The sequence below is a fragment of the Azospirillum agricola genome (assembly GCF_017876095.1).
GTDB lineage: Bacteria > Pseudomonadota > Alphaproteobacteria > Azospirillales > Azospirillaceae > Azospirillum > Azospirillum agricola.
In genome coordinates, this window is sequence record NZ_JAGINM010000002.1 from 133,200 (window position 1) to 151,900 (window position 18,701).

General features: G+C 72.0%; 18 protein-coding genes. 9 read left to right on the top strand and 9 right to left on the bottom strand.

The genetic code is table 11. From position 1 onward, the window contains the following. Positions 1-14: 14 nt before the first annotated feature. The 6 genes from J2847_RS02990 (at position 15) to J2847_RS03015 (ending at position 5,859) form a co-directional block, all read left to right on the top strand. Complete coding sequence (locus J2847_RS02990; protein ID WP_209776900.1) at positions 15-806, top strand: FAD binding domain-containing protein; 792 nt, start codon at positions 15-17, stop codon at positions 804-806. 184 nt (positions 807-990) lie between these two features. Then, positions 991-1,920, top strand: coding sequence for an AAA family ATPase (locus J2847_RS02995; RefSeq protein ID WP_209776901.1), 930 nt, complete (start codon positions 991-993; stop codon positions 1,918-1,920). Beyond that, positions 1,917-3,140 (top strand): vWA domain-containing protein, encoded by a 1,224-nt coding sequence (locus J2847_RS03000; protein WP_209776903.1) that lies wholly within the window; start codon positions 1,917-1,919, stop codon positions 3,138-3,140. Before J2847_RS02995 ends, J2847_RS03000 begins: the two co-directional genes overlap by 4 nt. Continuing rightward, positions 3,137-3,466: an XdhC family protein gene (locus J2847_RS03005; RefSeq protein WP_085556761.1), complete on the top strand. Its 330-nt coding sequence runs from the start codon at positions 3,137-3,139 to the stop codon at positions 3,464-3,466. The genes J2847_RS03000 and J2847_RS03005 overlap by 4 nt, the downstream gene beginning before the upstream one ends. Continuing rightward, the gene (locus J2847_RS03010; protein WP_085556760.1) at positions 3,463-4,179 is read left to right on the top strand and encodes an XdhC family protein; all 717 of its coding nucleotides are present in this window, start codon (positions 3,463-3,465) and stop codon (positions 4,177-4,179) included. Before J2847_RS03005 ends, J2847_RS03010 begins: the two co-directional genes overlap by 4 nt. Before the next feature lie 39 nt (positions 4,180-4,218). Further along, positions 4,219-5,859 carry an NTP transferase domain-containing protein gene (locus tag J2847_RS03015; protein ID WP_209776904.1) on the top strand — a complete coding sequence of 547 codons (1,641 nt, stop codon included), beginning with the start codon at positions 4,219-4,221 and terminating at the stop codon, positions 5,857-5,859. Here the strand turns inward: J2847_RS03015 and J2847_RS03020 are convergent. From J2847_RS03020 to J2847_RS03050, 7 genes are all read right to left on the bottom strand, one after another. Continuing rightward, entirely contained in the window at positions 5,825-6,526 is a 702-nt protein-coding gene (locus J2847_RS03020; RefSeq protein ID WP_209777304.1) for a type 1 glutamine amidotransferase, read from the bottom strand. The genes J2847_RS03015 and J2847_RS03020 overlap by 35 nt on opposite strands. 102 nt (positions 6,527-6,628) lie before the next feature. Then, positions 6,629-7,054 carry an alternative ribosome rescue aminoacyl-tRNA hydrolase ArfB gene (gene arfB / locus J2847_RS03025; protein WP_209776905.1) on the bottom strand — a complete coding sequence of 142 codons (426 nt, stop codon included), beginning with the start codon at positions 7,052-7,054 and terminating at the stop codon, positions 6,629-6,631. Positions 7,055-7,064: 10 nt separating this feature from the next. Next, positions 7,065-7,958 carry a 16S rRNA (adenine(1518)-N(6)/adenine(1519)-N(6))-dimethyltransferase RsmA gene (rsmA, locus tag J2847_RS03030; protein ID WP_233474245.1) on the bottom strand — a complete coding sequence of 298 codons (894 nt, stop codon included), beginning with the start codon at positions 7,956-7,958 and terminating at the stop codon, positions 7,065-7,067. Between the two features lie 31 nt (positions 7,959-7,989). Beyond that, positions 7,990-8,586 carry a hypothetical protein gene (locus J2847_RS03035; RefSeq protein ID WP_209776906.1) on the bottom strand — a complete coding sequence of 199 codons (597 nt, stop codon included), beginning with the start codon at positions 8,584-8,586 and terminating at the stop codon, positions 7,990-7,992. 10 nt (positions 8,587-8,596) lie between these two features. Beyond that, positions 8,597-9,460: an alpha/beta fold hydrolase gene (locus J2847_RS03040; protein WP_325169317.1), complete on the bottom strand. Its 864-nt coding sequence runs from the start codon at positions 9,458-9,460 to the stop codon at positions 8,597-8,599. Between the two features lie 50 nt (positions 9,461-9,510). Continuing rightward, the gene (locus J2847_RS03045; protein WP_233474246.1) at positions 9,511-10,371 is read right to left on the bottom strand and encodes a lytic transglycosylase domain-containing protein; all 861 of its coding nucleotides are present in this window, start codon (positions 10,369-10,371) and stop codon (positions 9,511-9,513) included. A 118-nt stretch (positions 10,372-10,489) separates the two neighbouring features. Further along, positions 10,490-11,011: a hypothetical protein gene (locus tag J2847_RS03050; protein WP_209776908.1), complete on the bottom strand. Its 522-nt coding sequence runs from the start codon at positions 11,009-11,011 to the stop codon at positions 10,490-10,492. Positions 11,012-11,168: 157 nt separating this feature from the next. On the opposite strand from J2847_RS03050, the gene J2847_RS03055 reads away from it, so the two are divergent. The 3 genes from J2847_RS03055 to J2847_RS03065 all read left to right on the top strand — a co-directional run bounded on the left by J2847_RS03055 (position 11,169) and on the right by J2847_RS03065 (position 17,135). Further along, a complete protein-coding gene (locus tag J2847_RS03055) occupies positions 11,169-13,436 on the top strand; it encodes a hybrid sensor histidine kinase/response regulator (RefSeq protein ID WP_209776909.1) in 2,268 nt (755 codons plus the stop codon). A gap of 70 nt (positions 13,437-13,506) precedes the next feature. Further along, complete coding sequence (locus tag J2847_RS03060; protein WP_233474247.1) at positions 13,507-15,918, top strand: penicillin acylase family protein; 2,412 nt, start codon at positions 13,507-13,509, stop codon at positions 15,916-15,918. A gap of 2 nt (positions 15,919-15,920) precedes the next feature. Next, positions 15,921-17,135: a threonine ammonia-lyase gene (locus J2847_RS03065; RefSeq protein WP_209776911.1), complete on the top strand. Its 1,215-nt coding sequence runs from the start codon at positions 15,921-15,923 to the stop codon at positions 17,133-17,135. 33 nt (positions 17,136-17,168) lie between these two features. Here the strand turns inward: J2847_RS03065 and J2847_RS03070 are convergent, their stop codons facing one another. Continuing rightward, complete coding sequence (locus tag J2847_RS03070) at positions 17,169-17,951, bottom strand: ABC transporter ATP-binding protein (protein WP_209776912.1); 783 nt, start codon at positions 17,949-17,951, stop codon at positions 17,169-17,171. Then, positions 17,939-18,691, bottom strand: a complete 753-nt coding sequence (locus J2847_RS03075) for an ABC transporter permease (RefSeq protein ID WP_085556749.1) — start codon at positions 18,689-18,691, stop codon at positions 17,939-17,941. The genes J2847_RS03070 and J2847_RS03075 overlap by 13 nt, the downstream gene beginning before the upstream one ends. Positions 18,692-18,701: the final 10 nt, after the last annotated feature.

The window sequence follows — 18,701 nt, forward strand, 5'->3', positions numbered from 1 at the left end:
AAGGAGAAGACCCGATGTACGCATTCTCGTACCAGCGGCCCAGGTCCCTCGCCGAGGCCGCCGCCGCCCTCCAGGCCGAGGACGCCAAGCTGCTCGGCGGCGGGCAGACCCTGCTGCCGACGCTCAAGCAGCGGCTGGCCCGGCCGTCCGACCTGATCGACCTCGGCGCCATCCCCGAGCTGAAGGGCATCCGCGAGGCCGGCGGCGGGCTGGAGATCGGCGCCTTTACCCGCCACGCCGAGGTCGCCCATTCCGACCTCGTTCACCGCGTCATCCCGGCGCTGGCGAGCCTCGCCGAGGGAATCGGCGACCGGCAGGTCCGCAACATGGGAACGCTCGGCGGCTCCATCGCCAACGCCGACCCGTCGGCCGACTACCCGGCGGCGGTGGTGGCGCTGAAGGGCACCGTGCTGACCGACCGGAGGGAGATCGCCGGCGACGAGTTCTTCACCGGCATGTTCGAGACGGCGCTGGAGCCGGGGGAGATCGTCAGGGCGGTGCGCTTCGCCGCTCCTGACAAAGCGGCCTACGCCAAGTTCCGCAACCCGGCCAGCCGCTACGCCATCGTCGGCGTCTTCGTGGCGCGCTTCGGGGCGGAGGTCCGCGTCGCGGTGACGGGGGCCGGCGGATCCGTCTTCCGCGCCGGGGCGTTCGAGACCGCGCTGGCCGCCGACTTCCGGGCCGAGGCGCTGAACGGGTTGTCGGTCGGCACCGACGGCCTGAACGCCGACCTGCACGCCAGTGCCGAGTACCGCGCGCACCTCGTCACCGTGATGGCGAAGCGGGCGGTCGAGGCGGCGGGGTGATATGCTCGCCCTCTCCCGCCCCGGGAGAGGGAGGGGACCCGCGAAGCGGGGAGGGTGAGGGGCTATCGGGCGTGGTACTTAATCCATGTCCACATGGCCCCTCACCCTTCCCACCGCTTCGCGGCGGGCCCCTTCCCTCTCCCGGGGCGGGAGAGGGCATCCTCCGCCAGTACGCAAGGTGTTCATGACCATCCCCCTCCCCGCTTCCGTCGACGACACGCTGGCGCTTCTCACTCGTGGCGACTACGTCGCCGACCGCTCGCTGGCGACGGCGCTGTACCTCGCGCTCAAGCTCAAGCGACCGCTGTTCCTGGAGGGCGAGGCCGGCGTCGGCAAGACCGAGATCGCCAAGGTGCTGTCGGCCACGCTCGGCCGCCGCCTGCTGCGCCTGCAATGCTACGAGGGGCTGGACGCGTCCTCCGCCGTCTACGAGTGGAACTACGCCCGGCAGATGATGGAGATCCGGCTGGCCGAGGCGACCGCCGGCGGCGCCTCCGACCGCGACGCGCTCGCCGCCGACCTGTTCTCCGAGCGCTTCCTGGTCAAGCGTCCGCTGCTCCAGGCGCTGGAACCCGATCCCGCCGGCCCGCCGGTGCTGCTGATCGACGAGCTGGACCGCACCGACGAGCCCTTCGAGGCGTACCTTCTGGAGATCCTCTCCGACTTCCAGGTTTCCATCCCCGAATACGGCACCATCCGCGCGCCGGAGCCGCCCATCGTCATCCTCACCTCCAACCGCACGCGCGAGATCCACGACGCGCTGAAGCGTCGCTGCTTCTACCATTGGGTCGATTACCCGTCGGCCGCGCGGGAGCGCGAGATCGTCGCGGTCAAGGCGCCGCGCGCCGACGCCCGGCTGGCGGCCCAGGTGGTGGGCTTCGTGCAGTCTCTGCGCGGCCTCGATCTCTACAAGGCGCCGGGGGTGGCGGAGACGCTGGACTGGGCGCAGGCGCTGGTCGAGCTGAACCAGCTGGAGCTTGAGCCCTCGGTCATCAACGACACGCTGGGCACGCTGCTGAAGTACCAGGACGACATCGCCCGCATCCAGGGCAGCGAGGCCGCCCGCATCCTGTCGCAGGTGAAGACCGAACTCGCCGCAACCACGGCCCGATGACGGAGCACGAAACGCCCTCCGGGGGCCGGCTGGTCCTGAACCTGATGCATTTCGCCCGCGCGCTGCGCGCCGCCGGGCTGCCGGTCGGGCCGGGCAAGGTGTTGCAGGCGGTCGAGGCGGTGGAGACGGTCGGGCTCGGCAACCGGACCGACTTCTACTGGGCGCTGCACGCCGTCTTCGTCAACCGCCGCGACCAGAGCGAGCTGTTCGACCAGGCGTTCCATATCTTCTGGCGCAACCCCGACATCCTGAAGCGCATGATGGCGCTGATGCTGCCGACCGTGCGGACCGAGGCCACGCCCGACCGGGCCGAGATGGCCCAGCGGCTCGCCGAGGCCCTGCATGGCACGGGCAAGGAGGCCGAAGGCCCCGAGAAGACCGAGATCGAGATCGACGCCAGCTTCACCGTGTCGGCCGCCGAACGGTTGCAGGACAAGGATTTCGAGAAGATGACCGGCGAGGAGATGGCGCAGGCCAAGCGCCTGCTGACCCGCCTCGCCCTGCCGCTGGCCGAGGTGACGACGCGGCGCCACCGCCCCGACCCGGCGGGGCCGCGCGTCGATCCGCGCGCCACGCTGCGCCGCATGCTGCGCTCGGGCGGCGACCTTGCCGATCTGGCGCGCAAGCGGCGGCGCACCCGGCCGCCGCCGCTGGTCGTGCTGTGCGACATCTCCGGTTCGATGACGCGCTACTCGCGGATGCTGCTGCATTTCATGCACGCGGTGACCAACGACCGCGACCGGGTGCACAGCTTCGTGTTCGGGACCCGGCTGACCAACATCACCCGCCATTTGCGCCACAAGGATGTGGACGTGGCGCTCGACGCCGTGTCGGGCGCGGTCGCCGACTGGTCGGGCGGCACGCGGATCGGCACGGCGCTGCACGCCTTCAACCGCCAGTGGGCGCGGCGCGTGCTGGGACAGGGCGCCGTGGTGCTTCTCATTACCGACGGGCTGGACAGGGATGCAGGGGAAGGGCTTGCGGCGGAGGCCGAACGGTTGCACAAAAGCTGCCGGCGGCTCGTCTGGCTGAATCCATTGTTGCGCTGGGAAGGCTTCGCGCCGAAGTCCTCCGGCATCCGGGCGCTGCTGCCGCATGTGGACGATTTTCGAGCGGCTCACAGCCTGAACAGCCTCGCCGGTCTCGCCGACGCCCTGTCGCGCGAAGGCCCGCGCCGGCATCCGGGCCTGCGCCGCTGGGTCAAGGAGGCGGCGGGATGAACGACACCCTGATGGCGGACAACATCGTGGAGCAGGCGGCCGCATGGCGGGCCGCCGGCCGCAAGGTCGCGCTGGCGACCGTGGTCGCGACCTGGGGATCCTCGCCGCGCCCGGTCGGCAGCCAGATGGCGGTCGACAACGCCGGCTCGATGGCCGGTTCCGTGTCGGGCGGCTGCATCGAGGGCGCCGTCGCCCACGAGGCGGCCAAGACGATGGAGGACGGCGAACCGCGCCTGCTGTCCTTCGGCATCACCAACGAAATGGCCTGGGAAGTCGGGCTGGCCTGCGGCGGGCAGGTTCAGGTCTATGTCGAGGCCGTGGAATGAAACGCGATATTCTCGACCGTCTGGTCGCCGCCAAGGAGGCCGCCCTTCCGGTGGCCCTGGTCACCGATCTGAACAGCGGCCTGCAATCGCTGGTCTATGACGACGCCGTGCATGGCGGATTCGGGCTGGAGCCCGACCTGCTGGACGAGGTGCGCCGCCGCATCCGCCAGGACCGCTCCGGCCTGCTGACCGACCCGCAGGACGAGGACGGCTTCAAGCTGTTCGTGCATGTCCACAACCCGGCCATGCGGCTGCTGATCGTCGGCGCCGTCCACATCGCCCAGGCGCTGGCCCCGGTGGCGGCGCTGACCGGCTACGACGTGACGGTGATCGACCCGCGCGGCGCCTTCGCGACCGAGGCGCGCTTTCCCGGCACCAAGCTGAGCGACCTGTGGCCCGACGAGGCGCTGGCCGCGCTGAAGCCCGACGTCCGCACCGCCATCGTCACGCTGACGCACGACCCCAAGCTGGACGACCCGGCGCTGATCGCGGCGCTGCGCTCGCCGGCCTTCTACGTCGGCGCGCTGGGCAGCAAGCGCACCCACGCGCTGCGCCTCGACCGCCTGCGCGACGAGGGGCTGAGCGAGGCCGAGGTGAAGCGGATCCGTGGCCCGGTGGGCTTGTCGATCGGCGCCGTCACCCCATCTGAAATCGCCATCGCCATCCTGGCGCAGATCACCTGCGTCCGCCGGGGAGAGAACCACCCCTGCTGACCACCCTGCCCTAACCGCCCCGAGGGAGCGCCCGCGTCCATGCAGTTCGGCTCCGTCCCGCTGAGCGACGCCGAGGGCGCCATCCTGGCGCATTCCCTGCGGCGCGGCGCGGTCGCCTTCAAGAAGGGCCGCCGCCTGTCCGCCGCGGACGTCGCGGCCCTGCGCGGCCTCGGAATCGAGACGGTCATCGCCGCGCGGCTGTCGGCCGACGATCTCGGCGAGGACGAGGCGGCGTCGCGGGTGGCCGGCGCGGTGGCCGGCGAGGGCGTCAGCGTCGCCGCCGCCTTCACCGGGCGGGTCAACCTGTTCGCCGCCGAGCGCGGCCTGCTGCGGCTCGACGCCGCCCGGCTCGACGCCGTCAACCTGATCGACGAGAGCGTGACCGTCGCCACCCTGCCCGACCTGTCGCCGGTCGAGCCGGGACAGATGCTGGCGACGATCAAGATCATCCCCTTCGCCGCCCCCGCCCGCTGCGTCGCGGAGGCGGAGGCCATCCTGGCCGGCTCGCCGCCGCTGCGCGTCGCCGCCTTCCGGCCGCTGACGGTCGGGTTGATCCAAACCAGACTGCCGGGCGTCAAGGACAGCGTGCTCGACAAGACCGTCGGCGTCACCCGCGACCGGATCGAGGCGCTGGGCGGCCGGCTGGTCCACGAGGCGCGCTGCGGCCACGACGAGACGGATCTGACGGTGCGCATCGGCGAGGCGCCGCCGGTCGATCTGCTGCTGATCGCCGGGGCATCGGCCATCACCGACCGGCGCGACGTGCTGCCCACCGCCATCGAGCGGGCTGGCGGAACGGTCGAGCATTTCGGCATGCCGGTCGATCCGGGCAACCTGCTGCTGCTCGCCCGCCTCGGCGCCCGGCCCGGCGAGCGCCCGGTCCTCGGATTGCCGGGCTGCGCCCGCTCGCCCAAGCTGAACGGCTTCGACTGGGTGCTGCAACGGATCGCCGCCGGCTTGCCGCCGTCGCGGGCGGACGTGATGCGCATGGGCGTCGGCGGCCTGCTGGCGGAGATCCCGAGCCGCCCCCTGCCCCGCTCCGGCGCCGTCGCCGAGACCCCGCGCGCCCCGCGAGTCACCGCCCTGGTGCTGGCCGCCGGCCGGTCGAGCCGGATGGGCGACACCAACAAGCTGCTGGCCGACGTCGGCGGCACGCCGCTGGTCGCCCGCGCGGTGGATGCGGCGCTGGCGAGCCAGGCGGCCAGCGTCATCGTCGTCACCGGCCACCAGGGGGAGCGGGTCGCGGCGGCACTCTCCGGCAAACCCGTCACCTTCGTCCACAACCCGGCCTTCGCCGAGGGCCTGAGCGGCTCGCTGCGCGCCGGACTGGCGGCGGTGCCCAGCGAATCCGACGCGGTGGTCGTCTGCCTGGGCGACATGCCGCGCGTCGCCGCCGGGGTGATCGACCGGCTGGTCGCCGCCTACAGCCCGGCGGAGGGCCGCGCCATCTGCATCCCGACCACCCATGGCAAGCAGGGCAACCCGGTGCTGTGGGACCGCGCCTTCTTCGCCGAGATGGCGGCGCTGACCGGCGACAGCGGCGCCAAGCGGCTGCTCGGCCTGCACGCCGACCGGGTGTGCGAGGTTCCGGTGGACGACGCCGGCATCCTCTACGACGTGGACACTCCGGAACTGCTCGCGCAGTTCAGGGCGCCGCCAGATCCAGCCAGCGCCGGGTGATCGTCCGCGTGAAGGCTTCGGCCGCCGGCAGATGGGCGTCGAGCGCCGCGTCCAGCCCGTCGAGCAGGCCGCGGTTGCGCTCCCGCGCCTCCTCGCCGAAGCGCGAGGCCCAGCCGCGCACGATCTCCCCGGTCGCCTCCGGGTGGAACTGGAAGCCGTAGGTGGCGCGGCCGAGGCGGAAGGCCTGCCGGCCGCAGGCGGCGCTGTGGGCCAGCGGCACCGCGCCCTCGGGGAACTCGAAGGTGTCGTAATGCCACTGGGCGAGCTTCAGCTCCGGCCCCAGCCCGCCGAGCACCGGGTCGTCGGCGGCCGCCTCGTTCAGCGTCACGCCATGGATGCCCAGCTCGGCGACCTCGTGCCGGTAGACCCGCGCGCCATAGGCCCGCGCGGCGAGCTGGGCGCCGAGGCAGATGCCCATCACCGGCCGGTCGGCCCCGGTGAAGGCGCGGATCGTCTCCATCACCGCCGGGAAATGCGGGCCTTGGGCATCGTCCCAGGCGTCCTGCGGGCCGCCCAGCACGACCAGCCCGGCAAAGCGGTCCAGCGCCGGGATCGCCTCGCCCTCGTTGGCGGCGACGGTGACGAGGGCGGCGCCGTTGTCGGCCAGCGCCTCGCCGACGAGGCCGATGGGGGCGGTGCGGCTGTTCTGCACGACCAGGATGCGCATGGTGGGCACGCTCACGTCATTGAAGGGCGACATCCTTTTGTGAGGCCGCCGCAGGCGGAGTTCAAGCCGGCCAGAGGCCTTGCAAGGCGGCCATGCGGCCCGTCACTCCCCCGTCGGGCCGCGCCGTCCCTGCTTGACCTCCGACCGCTTGGCCTTCCCCTCCAGCCGCCGCTGCTGGGAACCGTAGGTCGGCTTGGTCTTGCGGCGGATCTTGGGCGGCACCGAGGCGTCGCGGATCAGGTCGATCAGCCGCTCCCGCACATCCTCGCGGTTGCGGAGCTGGCTGCGGTAGCTGTCGCCCTGGATGATCAGCACCCCGTCGGAGGTCATCCGCGATCCCGCCAGCTTCGCCAGCCGGGCCTTCACATCCGGCGGGATGTTCGGGGAGGCGGCGACGTCGAAGCGCAACTGCACGGCGGATTCGGTCTTGTTGACGTGCTGGCCGCCCGGACCGGAGGCGCGGACGAAATCCTCGTGGAGTTCGCTCTCGTCCAGGCTGATGCGGGGGGTGACGCGGATCGTCGTCATGAGGGAGCCATCACGACGTCTCCACCGGATTCCGCGCGCGGTGGGCGCGGGCCAGCGCGGCGAAGCCGGCGACGTCGATCTCCTCGGCCCGCGCGGTCGGGGCGATGCCGACCTCCTCCAGCAGCGCCTCGGCGTTGCCAAGCGACTTCAGGCTCTGGCGCAGCATCTTGCGGCGCTGGCCGAAGGCGGCGGCGGTCACCTGCTCCAAAGCCTTCCAGTCGGCCGGCTCCGGGTTGGCGCGCGGTGTCAGCTGGACGACCGTCGATTCGACCTTGGGCGGCGGAGTGAAGGCGCGCGGCGGCAGGTTGAACAGAACCCGCGCGTCCGACCGCCACTGCGTGATGACCGACAGCCGGCCATAGGCCTTGCTGCCGGGCCGCGCCACCAGCCGGTCGGCGACCTCCTTCTGGAACATCAGGGTCAGGCTGACGTAGGAGTCGATGCGCGCCAGCCAGCCGAGCAGCAGCGGCGTCGCCACATTGTAGGGCAGGTTGGCGACGATGGCGCGCGGCGCCGGGGCCAGCGCCTCCGGATCGACGGTCAGCGCGTCGGCCTCGACGATGCTCAGCCGGCCGGCGGCGGCGTCGACCACGTCCTGGAGCGCCTCGATGAAGCGGCGGTCGCGCTCGATGGCGATCACCTTCACCGCGTCGGTCGCCAGCAGGGCGCGGGTCAGGCCGCCGGGGCCGGGGCCGACCTCGATCGCGGTGACGCCCTTCATGGGGCCGGCCGAGCGGGCGATGCGCCCCGTCAGGTTCAGGTCGAGCAGGAAATTCTGCCCGAGCGACTTCTTCGCCCCCAGGTCGAAGCGCGCGATCACGTCGCGCAGCGGCGGCAGGGCGTGCGGGTCGAAGGTCGGGGTGGCGGCGGAATCGGTCGCGGGGGCGGCAGTCGGGTCGGTCATGCCCGTCTTATAAGCCGCCGCCGCGCCGCCGTCAGCCCTCCACGCGCAGGGCGATGCCGGAAGGCGGGGAGTCGAGCCGGCCGGTGCAGGTGACGCGGCGGGAATCCTCGAAGGCGTCGGCCGCCCGCGCACCGACCGTAACCTGCAAGGCGACGCGGTCGGCCATCTGTTCCCCCAGATCCGGCGGGCGGCTGGCGAAGCGGGCCTCGTGGCCGAACAGATTCTCCAGATACCAGCTCGCCCCGCCCGAGCCCTGCGGCGCGCCATGGACCAGCGCCGCGGCCAGACGTCCGAACAGCTCGACGCAGACCGCGTCGGTGCGGTTGGCCGGCGGCTCGACGAAGCTGGCGTAGGCGACGATGCGGCGGTCCTGCGGGCGGTAGAACACCCCGCTGCGGGCCAAGGTGGAGCGCCCGCCATGCGCCGCCTCCCCCGCCGCGTAGTCGAGATCCCCGCGCAGCCTGGCGATGCCCCAGTCCAGCAGGGTCATCGGCTCGCCCGACAGCCAGTCGAGCGCGTCGCGCCGGGAGACGCTCTGGGCGCCGACGCTCTGAGCGCCAGCCGGCCCCGCCGCCAGCGTTCCCCCCACCAGCCCGGCCAGCAGAGCGAACCAGAGGGGACGGGGCATCGGGACCGCCTCAGGCGTCGAGGAGGAAGTCGCGGACCACGGCGATCTGGTCCTCGCTCATCAGCGCCGGCGCATGGCCGGTGTGGGCGAACTCGACCACGCGCACGCCCGGTCCGGCGCCGGGGCCGCGCCGGGTCATCTCCTCGGCGGTCTCGGCGCTCAGAAGGTCGGAATCGGCGCCGCGCAGCACCAGCACCGGGCATTGGATGCGGTCCCACAGCGCCCAGAGATCGACATCGTTCATCGGCTGGTTCTTGAACGCCTCGGCGATGCCGGGGTCGTAGGCAAGGCCGTAGCGGCCGTCCGGGCGGCGGCGCGCGCTGTGCTCCGCCATGTGGCGCCAGCAGGCGTCGGACAGCCGGCCGAACCCCATCAGGACGAAGCGCAGGTAGGATTCGACGGCCGGCAGATCCTCGAACACCGGATCCTTGCCGACATAGTCGGCGATGCGCTGGAGCCCGGCCTTGGCGATGAAGGGGCCGACGTCGTTGATGACCAGCCGGCGGATCGGGCTGTTCGGCTGGGCCGCCAGCGTCATGCCGATCAGCCCGCCCATCGAGGTGCCGACCCAGTCGACCTCCTCCACCCCCAGCCGGGCGATCAGGCCGGCCATGTCGGCGCAATATTGCGGATAGCCGTAGAGCGACGGCACCGGCAGCCAGCCGCTGCGCCCGCGCCCGACGACATCCGGGCAGGCGACCCGGCGGCGGTCGGCCAGCGCCAGGGCCAGATGGTCGAAATCGCGCCCGTTGCGGGTCAGGCCATGGACGCAGACCACGGTGCGCGCCGCGTCGTCGCGTCCCCATTGCGTGTAGGCCACCCGATGGAACCCGGCGGCGCTGAGGCCAAGGAAGCTGCGTTCGGACATCGGCACGGGGCGGGGTCTCCTGATGATCCGGGTGTTCGGCCGGGTACGTTCGGCTCTCAGCCCTTTTTCGGCGATTTGGCGGGGCGTGGCAACTCCGCAGCCGCGCCGGCGGCGAACAGCGGCGAGGGATCGGCCGCGCGGTCGTCGAAGGGGTGGCGCTCCGCGCCGTAGACGCGGCGGATGATGCGCACGTAGTTGCGCGTCTCCTCGTAGGGCGGCACGCCCTTGAAACGGTCGACCGCCCGCTCCCCGGCGTTGTAACCGGCGAGCGCCAGCGTCACGTCGCCCTGGAAATAGCTCAGCAGCCAGCGCAGGTACCGCACCCCGCCGGTGATGTTCTGCGCCGGATCGAAGACGTTGCCGACGCCGAAGCGGTCGGCGGTGTCGGGGATGAGCTGCATCAGACCGGCGGCCTCCTTGGGCGACACCGCGTCGGTGCGGAAGGCGCTCTCCGCCTGGATCACCGCCAGCACCAGCGCCGGATCGACGCCATGCTTGGGAGCGATGGCGTTGACCAGCCGGACGATCTCGGCCGGCGGCGCCGACGGTTCGCGCACCGGGCCGGCGCCGGGCCGGCACCAGGGGCGGATGCGTCCCATGCGGCCGGGGACATAGTTGGCGAGACGCCGCGCCTCGCCATGCCCGAGCGAGGCCGCCGCGCGCAGCCACGCGGTGCCGAGCCGGCGGTTCTTGGTGACGCCGACCCCGAACAGATAGCGGCGGGCCAGCCGGAAGGCGGCGTCGGCGTTTCCCTGCTCCGCCGCCTCGCAATCCGTCGAGCGCTTGGGCAGGGAGGACGGCCGGGCCGGCGCGGCGAGTTCCGCCACGGATGACGCGGGCTTGTCGGCCGCCAGGGCCGCGGGCGCCGCCAAGGCGAGAAGCCCGGCCAACACCACCGGGACGACGCGACCGTTCAACCCTTCATCCTCCGAATCCGCACAGGCACACGCCCGACAGGCACGGGGGCGCCGCGCAAGTATGGGGTCGCCGGCCCGACTCGGCAAGGTCGGGGCAGGGTTGCACCGACTCTTGTCCCTACCCCGCCCCGCGCAGCGCCGCCGCGAGGCGCCGCGCCGCCGCGCCGATCCGCTTCGCGGCGCGCCGGGCGGCCTGCCAGGGCGGCAGCGACTTCAGCCAGTCGAGCCAGCGGACCGCGCGCAGGAACAGCCAGGCAAACCAGGGAATCGTCATCAGCTTGGCGCGGGTCAGGTGGAACAGCCGCTCGACCAGCGTGATCTTCACCAGCTCGGCCCCCGCCAGCACCAGGATCCCGGTCAGCGGGCGCCCGGTGGCGAGCAGCCAGGCGGCGGCCGGCTTGGCCGGCTCCAGCAACGCCAGCGGCACCAGGACCAGCGCCAGCGACGGGTAGCGCCCCAGCCCGCCGACCCACAGCGCGAACCGCGCGAAGACCGGCAGCCGCCCGATCCATCGGGCGAAGGGCTTCACCACCCAATAGACCAACGCGTCGACCAGGAAATACAGCAGGGCCAGCGCCGTCACCAGCGGCCGCAGGGCACGCCTGGCAACGGTCGGGAAATGCGGGAAAATCCTACTCATTGGTCATACCCATCCGGACGGCCTAGAACGTTTTCTACCACGAAGGAAGGCCTTTCGTTGGGTTGGTGGGGGTGGCACGCTCGCCCAAATTGTCCATACGGGGGCGGGAACTCTTCCCCGTCCAGTGCAACCCTTGCAGCATGGCGACGTAACTCCCTTGCCCGGCCATTACGATCCGCTCCTCGTCGCCCTGTCCTACGTTATCGCCGTCTTCGGCGCTTACGTGGCGCTGGATCTCGCCCACCACGCGCAGGGCGCGGGGCGGACGGAGGGATCCTGGCTGGGCGGGGCCGCCCTGGCGCTGGGCGCCGGAATCTGGTCGATGCACTTCGTCGGCATGCTGGCCTACCGGATGGAGCAGCCGGTCGGCTACGACGCCGGGCTGACCGCCCTGTCCTTCCTGATCGCCGTGGCGATGTCGGGGGTCGGGCTGTTCACCGCGGCGCATCGGCGGTTCCACCGCCTTACCTTGCCGATCGCCGGCGGCATCACCGGCCTCGGGATCGTCGCCATGCATTATGTGGGCATGGCCGGTCTGCGCATGGAGGGTCGCTTGTCCTACGACGCGGGTCTTGTCGCGGCTTCGGTCGCCATCGCCATCGTGGCGTCGACGGTGGCGCTCTGGCTCGCCTTCCGCACCACCCGGCCGCTTCAGCGCGCCGCCGGCGCCGTCCTGCTCGGGCTGGCGGTGGTGGCGATGCACTACACCGGCATGGCCGCCGCCGGCATGGAGCCCGGCATCGGCGCCCATGGGACGGTGCATGGCGGGATGCCCTCGCTCTCCTCGCCGCTGCTGGCGACGATGACCGGGCTGGGCACGCTGGTGCTGCTGGCGCTGGCGCTGGTGTCGTCGCTGCTCGACCGCCGCATCCACGACGAACGGACGGCGGAGCAGGACGCCCGTTACCGCGCCATCGTCGACACCGCCGTCGATCCCATCGTGGTGATCGACGAGCGCGGCGTCATCGAATCCTACAACCCGGCCGCCGAACGGACCTTCGGCTACACCGCCGCGGAGACGATCGGCCGCAACATCTCCATGCTGATGCCGGAGCCGCACCAGTCCGCCCATGACGGCTACCTCGCCCGCTACCGCCGCACCGAGGAGCGCCGGATCATCGGCATCGGCCGCGAGGTGGAGGGGCGGCGCAAGGACGGCAGCACCTTCCCGCTCGACCTGTCGGTCGCCGAATGGCGGGCGGGCAAGCGGCGGCTGTTCACCGGCATCATGCGCGACATCACCGCCCGCAAGGCGGCCGAGGTCGCCATCCTGCGCGCCCGCGACGAGGCGGAGGCGGCGCGGGAGGAGGCGCTGAGCGCCCAGGGCGCCGCCGAGCGCGCCGACCGCGCCAAGACCAAGTTCCTCGCCGCCGCCAGCCACGACCTGCGGCAGCCGTTGCAATCGCTGTTCTTCTTCGCCCACGCCCTGTCCGACAAGCTGGAGGGCCACCCGACCGCGCCGCTGCTGGCCAGCATGAGCGAATCGCTGAACGGGCTGCGGGTGATGCTGGACAGTCTGCTCGACGTGTCGAAGCTCGACGCCGGTGTGGTGAAGCCGAACGTCACCGAATTCGCGCTCGCCCCCCTGATGGCCCGGCTGGCCGAGGAATACCGGGTCCGCGCCCTGGAGGCCGGGCTGGACCTGCGCTACGTGCCGACCAGCAGCTGGACCAGCAGCGACCCGGCCCTGATGGAGCGCATCCTGCGCAACCTGATCGAGAACGCCATCCGCTATTCGGAGAGCGGCGGCATCCTGCTCGGCTGCCTGCACCGCAACGGCCGGCTGCGGCTGGGGGTGTTCGACCAGGGCATCGGCATTCCGGCCGACAAGTTCCAGGACATCTTCCAGGAGTTCACGCAGCTCGCCAACCCGGAGCGCGACCGCCGCAAGGGGCTCGGCCTCGGGCTGGCGATCGTCAAGCGGCTGGCCGGTCTGCTCGACCATGGGATGACGGTCCACTCGGAGCCCGGACGCGGCAGCGCCTTCCTGCTGGAGGTGCCGGCGGTGACGCCGCGCGCCGTGCCGAAGCCGGCCCGCGCGCCCGTCGACCGCCCGCGCGGCAAGGGGCTCATCGTCGTCGTCGAGGACGACAGCATCATCCTGCTCAGCATGCGCGCCATGCTGGAGGAGTGGGGCTACGACGTCGTCGCCGCCGTGTCCGCCGACGAGGCGATCGACACGCTGCTGAACCTCGGCCAGCGCCCGGCGATGATCGTCGCCGACTACCGCCTGCGCGAGGGGCGGACCGGCGTCCAGGCGATCCGCGACATCTACGGGGTGTGCGGCGTGCGCGTGCCCGCCGTGGTGCTGACCGGCGACACCGACCCGGCCCGCATCGCCGAGGTGCAGCGCAGCGGCCACCGGCTGCTGCACAAGCCGGTGTCGCCGTCGATCCTGCGCGACATTCTGGCCTCGGCGGCGTAAAGCTGCGGCCCTCCGCCCCCTCCCCCCGTGTTGCAGTCCCATGCCGTCGATTCCTGAACTGCGAGCCGCAATGCTGCGCAAACCCCTGCTGACCCGCATCGCCGTCGCGGCGGGGGTCCTGGTCCTCCTGCCGCCGCTGGCCCTGGGAGGCGCCTTCCTGTGGATGCGCGCCCAGCAGCCGCAGACCGGCGGCAGCGTCTCCCTGCCCGGCCTGGGCGCGGCGACCGAGATCATCCGCGATTCCCACGGCGTGCCGCACATCTTCGCGACGACCGAGCGCGACGCCTACCGGGCCCTCGGCTACGCCCATGCCCAGGACCGGCTGTGGCAGATGGAGACGATGCGGCTCGCCGGGTCGGGCCGGCTGGCCGGGCTGGTCGGCACCCGCTTCGGCGACTTCGCGCTGCGCAACGACCGCATGATGCGGACGCTCGGCGTCCGCCGCTCCGCCGAGGCGATGGTCGCCACCCTCTCCCCGCCGGCGCGCGCGGCGTTCGACGCCTACGCCGAGGGGGTCAACGGCTACCTCGCGACCCGGCGGGAGGCGCTGCCCATCGAGTTCCAGCTTCTCCGCCACACGCCGGAGCCATGGACGCCGGCCGACAGCCTGGTCTGGGCCAAGCTGATGGCGTTGCAGCTCTCGGCCAACCACCGCGACGAACTGTTCCGCGCCCGCGTGCTGGAGCGGCTGACGCCGCAGCAGGTCGAAGACCTGTTCCCGCCCGATCCGCCCGGCTCGCCGGTGACGCTGGCGACCGAGCTGCGCGGCCAGCGCGACCTCGGGCCGCTGCTGCAACGGACGCTGGCGGCGCTGCCGACGCTCGGCTTCGACACCGCGTCGAACGAATGGGCGCTGACCGGCGCCCGCACCAGCACCGGCAAGCCGATCATCGCCAACGACCCGCATCTCGGGCTCGACGCGCCGATCCTCTGGTACCTCGCCCGCATCGTCACCCCGGAGCACAGCATCGCCGGGGCCACCGTGCCCGGCGTGCCGCTGCACATCCTCGGGCACAACGGCAAGGTCGCCTGGGGCTTCACCACCACCCACAGCGACACGCAGGACCTCTTCGTCGAGAAGATCGACCCGCAGGATCCCGCCCGCTACGCCACCCCCGACGGCAGCCAGCCCTTCGAGAGCCGCAAGGAGACCATCCGCGTCGCCGGCCAGCCCGACGAGACGCTGACCGTGCGCGAGACCCGGCACGGCCCGGTGATCTCCGACCTGGAGGCGGACGGCGCGGCGCCCGCCGGCCATGTCCTCGCCCTCTCCTTCCCCGGTCTGGCCGCCGACGACAGCTCGGCCGAGGCGCTCTACCGCCTGAACCACGCCGGGGACGCCGAGGCGGTGCGCGAGGCGCTGCGCCTGCACGTCTCGCCGCAGCAGAACATCGTCTACGCCGACCAGGCGGGCGAGGTCGGGCTGATCTCCCCCGGCCGGGTGCCGATCCGCCGCAAGGGCGACGGGCGGGTGCCGGTTCCGGGCTGGACCGGCGAGTATGACTGGACCGGCTTCCTGCCCTATTACGCGCTGCCGCAGGCGGTCAACCCGCCGTCGGGCCAGTTCGTCAACGCCAACAACGCCATCGTCGGCGCCGATTACCCCTACCGCATCGCCACCGAATGGCCGGATCCGTCGCGGGCCAAGCGCATCGTCGAGATGCTGGGCACCGGCCGCCATTCGGTCGAGGACGTGGCGCGCCAGCAGATGGACGTCGTTTCCCTGCCCGCCCGCGAGCTGCTGCCGGAGCTGCTGAAATACCCGGTGCCGCGCGGCATGGCGGCGGACGCGGTGGCCCTGCTGAAGGGCTGGGACGGCACGATGGCGCGCGACCGGCCGGAGCCGCTGATCTTCGAGGCGTGGCTGCGCGCCCTGGTCCGCACCGTCTTCGCCGACGAGCTCGGCCCCGACTTCGCGGTCTATTGGGAACTGCGGCCGGCCGCCCTGATGCGGGTGCTGAGGGAACGGCCGCAATGGTGCGACGACGTCGCCACCTCGGCGACCGAGAGCTGCGCCGACGCCATCGCCAGCGCGCTGAGCGACGCGCTGACCATGCTGGAGAAGCGCCACGGCTCGACGGTGGCGAACTGGCGCTGGGGCGACGAGCACAAGGTGGCGCTGAAGCACCGGATGCTCGACCGCATCCCGCTGCTCGGCGGCATGAGCGACCTGTCGGTCGAGACCGACGGCGGCTTCTTCACCGTCAACCGGGGGACCACGCGGATCCGCGACGCGGCGGCACCCTTCGCCCATGTCCATGGCGCGGGCTATCGCGGGGTGTATGATCTGGCCGACCTCGACAATTCCCGGTTCGTCATCGCGACCGGCCAGTCGGGCAACCCCTTCTCGGCCCATTGGGGCGATCTGGTGTCGATGTGGCGCGACGGCGGCTCGTTGCGTCTGTCCGGCGACCGTGGCACGCTGACCACGGCAGGGGCGGAGGTGCTGACACTCACACCACGCAACACCGGGACGAACTGACCATGACCATAACGCTGGAGGACGTGCGCGCCGCGGCGACGCGCATCGCGGGACATCTGCCATCCACTCCGGCGGTGCCGGCGCCCCGCCTGGGGGACATGGCGGGCTGCCGGCTGCACCTGAAGCTGGAGAGCCAGCACGCCACCGGCTCCTTCAAGGAGCGCGGCGCGCTCAACAAGCTGCTGTCGCTCGGCGAGGCGGAGCGGCGGGCCGGCGTCATCGCCATGTCGGCCGGCAACCACGCGCAGGCGGTGGCCTGCCACGCCACAAGGCTCGGCATCCGCTCGACCATCGTCATGCCCAGCTTCACCCCCTTCACCAAGGTGGAGCGGACGGAGAGCCTGGGCGCCAAGGTGGAACTGCACGGCGACACGCTGAGCGACGCGGCGGCCTTCGCCCATGATCTGGCGGCACGCGAGGGGCTGACCTTCGTGCATCCCTACGACGATCCGTTCGTCGCCGCCGGCCAGGGCACGGCGGCGCTGGAATTCCTCGACGCGGTGCCCGACCTCGACACGCTGGTGGTGCCCATCGGCGGCGGCGGGCTGATCGCCGGCATGGCGACGGCGGCCAAGGCGCTGAAGCCGGGGATCCGCGTGGTCGGCGTCCAGTGCAGCCTCTACCCGGCGATGCGGCAGGCGCTGGCCGGCCAGCCGGTCGCCTGCGGCGGCGCCACCATCGCCGAGGGCATCGCGGTGAAGGCGCCCGGCGGGCTGACCCTGCCGATCGTCCGCGCGCTGGTCGATGAGGTGGTCGAGGTCGACGAGACGCGGCTGGAGGAGGCGGTCTACCGCCTGTCCACCGTGCAGAAGCTGGTCGCCGAGGGGGCCGGCGCGGCGGCGCTGGCGGCGGTGCTGGACGATCCGGCGAGCTTCGGGGGCCGGAAGGTCGGCATCGTCGTGTCGGGCGGCAACATCGATTCCCGCATCCTGGCGCAGGTGCTGATGCGCGGTCTGGTCTATGAAGGGCGGATCGTCCGGCTGCGCATTGGAATCACCGACGCCCCCGGCGCGCTGGCCCGCGTCACCCGCCTGCTCGGCGAGGCCGGCGCCAACATCGTCGAGGTCTACCACCAGCGGCTCTTCCACAACGTGCCGGTGAAGATGGCCGAGGTGGACGTCGTGCTGGAGACCCGCGACCAGACGCATGTGCAGGCGCTGATCGCGCGGATGACCGAGGCCGGCTACCCGACGGCGCTGATGACGAACGTGTCATGACCCCCCTCCCCCGTCCCGGGAGAGGGGGAGGATTCAAATGCTGTAGTTGTCCGCGATCTCCAGCCGGAGCTGCTCGACCTGCTCGCGGAACACCGCGCCGTCCCGGCCGGCGCTGTTGCTCACGTCGCGGACCACCCGCGCCGGGGTGCCGCCCAGAACGATGATGCGGTCGGCCAGATGCACGGCCTCCTCCAGGTCGTGGGTCACGAACAGGATGGTCTTGCCGGTCTCCCGGTGGATCCGCCGCAGTTCGTCCTGGAGGTTGTTGCGGGTGATGGCGTCGAGCGCGCCGAACGGCTCGTCCATCAGCAGGATGTCGGGATCGACCGCCATCGCGCGGGCGATGCCGACGCGCTGGCGCTGGCCGCCCGACAGCTCGTAGGGCCAGCGGCGGGCGTAGCCGTCGAGACGCACCAGCTTCAACGCCTCCTCGGCCCGGCGCAGCCGCTCGGCGCGGCTGACCGGCAGTCCCTCCAGCCCGAGCTGGACGTTCTTGACCACCCGGCGCCAGGGCAGCAGCCGGGCGTCCTGGAAGACCAGACCGACCGGGCGATGGGCCGGGCGCGGGTCCTGGTGGATGGTCACGCCGCCGGTGCGCGCCTCGTGCAGGCCGGCGACGACGCGCAGCAGCGTCGATTTGCCGACCCCCGACGGGCCGACGATGGCGACGAAGCTGCCGCGCTCCACCGTCAGGTCGACGTCCACCAGCACCGGCGGCGCGTCGGCGCCGTAGCCGATGGAGACGTTCTTGAGGTCGATCACCGCCGCGCCGCTTGATACCGCGTCGTTGGCCGGCGCCCCGTTTACCGTTGCCATGAGAGAACCCGCGACTGCACTTGCATGAACAGGAAGTCCGACACGCCGTAGAGCAGCGCGATGGTCACCATGTAGAGGACGACGATGTGGGTCGCCAGCAGGCCCGACGCCTCCATCATCCGCATGCCGAGGCCCGAGATGCCGAACAGCTCGGCCGCGACGACGGTCATCCAGCCCTGCCCCAGCCCGGCCCGCAGGCCGGACAGGATGCCCGGCAGGGCACCCGGCAGCACGATCTTGAACAGGCGCGGCACCAGTCCGCCCTGGCCGAAGGCGTGGCCCAGCTCGATCAGGTCCTTGTCGACGCCGCGCACGGCGGCGTAGCTGGCGTAGTAGTTGATCCAGAAGACCGTCAGCGCGATCAGGAAGGAGGCCGCCCCCTCGCTGACCCCGAACCAGATGATGGCGAAGGGGATCCAGGCGATGGCCGGGATCGGGCGCAGCATGCGCACGACCCAGGCCTGGAAGGCGTCCCACCGCCCCCACAGCGCCGCCGCCGTCCCGAAGGACACGCCGAGGAACGCCCCCAGCGACAGCCCGACCAGATAGTGCGACAGGCTGGCCAGCACCATCGCCTGCCAGGTTCCGCTGCGGAACTCGGAGAGGAAGGCGGCGGGCACGGCGCTGGGCGACGGGATCAGGCGGGCGGGGACGATGCCGCTCTGCGCCACCGCCTCCCACAGCAGGAGGAAGGCGACGACGCCGAGCGCCGACAGGGCGAGTGAGGTGCGGGTCTTCATCGAACGTCTT

Excerpts from the sequence above, each read along its gene's own strand:
- J2847_RS03070 (WP_209776912.1), bottom strand. The coding sequence starts at position 17,951 with ATGGCAACGGTAAACGGGGCGCCGGCCAACGACGCGGTATCAAGCGGC.
- rsmA (WP_233474245.1), bottom strand. The coding sequence starts at position 7,958 with ATGACCGACCCGACTGCCGCCCCCGCGACCGATTCCGCCGCCACCCCG.
- J2847_RS03010 (WP_085556760.1), top strand. The coding sequence starts at position 3,463 with ATGAAACGCGATATTCTCGACCGTCTGGTCGCCGCCAAGGAGGCCGCC.
- J2847_RS03050 (WP_209776908.1), bottom strand. The coding sequence starts at position 11,011 with ATGAGTAGGATTTTCCCGCATTTCCCGACCGTTGCCAGGCGTGCCCTG.
- J2847_RS03005 (WP_085556761.1), top strand. The coding sequence starts at position 3,137 with ATGAACGACACCCTGATGGCGGACAACATCGTGGAGCAGGCGGCCGCA.
- arfB (WP_209776905.1), bottom strand. The coding sequence starts at position 7,054 with ATGACGACGATCCGCGTCACCCCCCGCATCAGCCTGGACGAGAGCGAA.
- J2847_RS03020 (WP_209777304.1), bottom strand. The coding sequence starts at position 6,526 with ATGCGCATCCTGGTCGTGCAGAACAGCCGCACCGCCCCCATCGGCCTC.
- J2847_RS02990 (WP_209776900.1), top strand. The coding sequence starts at position 15 with ATGTACGCATTCTCGTACCAGCGGCCCAGGTCCCTCGCCGAGGCCGCC.
- J2847_RS03075 (WP_085556749.1), bottom strand. The coding sequence starts at position 18,691 with ATGAAGACCCGCACCTCACTCGCCCTGTCGGCGCTCGGCGTCGTCGCC.
- J2847_RS03060 (WP_233474247.1), top strand. The coding sequence starts at position 13,507 with ATGCTGCGCAAACCCCTGCTGACCCGCATCGCCGTCGCGGCGGGGGTC.
- J2847_RS03000 (WP_209776903.1), top strand. The coding sequence starts at position 1,917 with ATGACGGAGCACGAAACGCCCTCCGGGGGCCGGCTGGTCCTGAACCTG.
- J2847_RS03035 (WP_209776906.1), bottom strand. The coding sequence starts at position 8,586 with ATGCCCCGTCCCCTCTGGTTCGCTCTGCTGGCCGGGCTGGTGGGGGGA.
- J2847_RS02995 (WP_209776901.1), top strand. The coding sequence starts at position 991 with ATGACCATCCCCCTCCCCGCTTCCGTCGACGACACGCTGGCGCTTCTC.
- J2847_RS03015 (WP_209776904.1), top strand. The coding sequence starts at position 4,219 with ATGCAGTTCGGCTCCGTCCCGCTGAGCGACGCCGAGGGCGCCATCCTG.
- J2847_RS03065 (WP_209776911.1), top strand. The coding sequence starts at position 15,921 with ATGACCATAACGCTGGAGGACGTGCGCGCCGCGGCGACGCGCATCGCG.